At 45.6% G+C, this 1,128-nt stretch carries 1 protein-coding gene; it reads left to right on the top strand.

Annotation, left to right across the window (positions count from 1 at the left end):
- Positions 1–82: 82 nt before the first annotated feature.
- A partial coding sequence (locus NC238_06615; protein MCM1565610.1) for a HAMP domain-containing protein occupies positions 83–1,128 on the top strand: 1,046 nt, incomplete at its 3' end.

Genomic DNA, 1,128 nt, shown 5'->3' with positions numbered 1-1,128 from the left:
CTTAAGCAAAAAAACAATACTGATCATCGGGATTACTTTTTTATGCCTGATTATGTTGTTTTACGGTTCAGCAAGGTACATAATGATGAAGGACTATGCGGACCTGGAAAACCAGGATGCCAGAAGGAATGTGCAGAGGGTTTTAAGCGCCATATCTGACAGAACGGACCAGATTGCTTCAAACGCCAGTGACTGGGCGACATGGGACGCCACATACGATTTTATTGAAGATAAAAACAGCGAATATGTTGAAAACAATATCCCGGACACAACCTTTCAAGATCTCAGATTAAACCTGTTCCTCTGTGTCAATTCATCCGGTGAGATAGTTTTTGGCCGGGCTTTTGACTATAACAATATGAAAGAAATACCGCTGCCGTATAATCTTAAAAATAAGTTGGCTGAAGATACAATGCTCTGGCGGCACGATTCAGCGGAAAGAGATATTTCAGGCGTATATGTTTTTGAAGAAGGCCCCATGCTGCTCGCCTCAGCGCCTATCGTAAAAAGCGATCAAAGCGGTCCTGTAAGGGGCGCTCTGATAATGGGCCGTTATCTGGACGAAACAGAACTATTTAGCATTGCTGAACAAACCCGCTTAAATATTAACATTGCGAGATTTGGCGGAACAGAGTTGGCGCCGGATATTAAATCCAAACTGGAGAGTGATGGAGAAGACATTCCCATTATTGCCCAACCATTAAACGGGGATGATATTTATGGTTACGGCTTGTTAAAAGATGTTTTCGGCGAACCGGCGCTGGCATTGCAGGTTGAAATGGAAAGGGAGATATACCAACAGGGTCTGAACAGTTTAAGGCTGCTGCTGTTTTCGCTTGTGTTATTTGTCGTTGTCTTTGGCGTGGTGGTAGTCCTGCTGTTGCAAAAGAACGTGCTTTCCAGGCTGGCAAAACTCAGCCGGAGCTTCAGCATGATCAGCAAATGCGGTGACCATTCGATGCGACTGCAGGCGTCAGGTAATGATGAGCTCACCCAACTGGCCGTATCCGCTAATACGATGCTGGAGTCACTGCAGCATACCCACCAGGTACTCAGCGACACCAATGAAAGGTACCGCACCCTGACTGAAAACGCTTACGACCTGATTTGTGAAATAAGCACTGATGG

It is taken from the genome of Dehalobacter sp. (genome assembly GCA_023667845.1).
In the GTDB taxonomy this organism is placed as follows: domain Bacteria; phylum Bacillota; class Desulfitobacteriia; order Desulfitobacteriales; family Syntrophobotulaceae; genus Dehalobacter.
The sequence above is the reverse complement of the archived record's forward strand: the minus strand, read 5'-3'. Positions and strand labels throughout refer to the sequence as shown.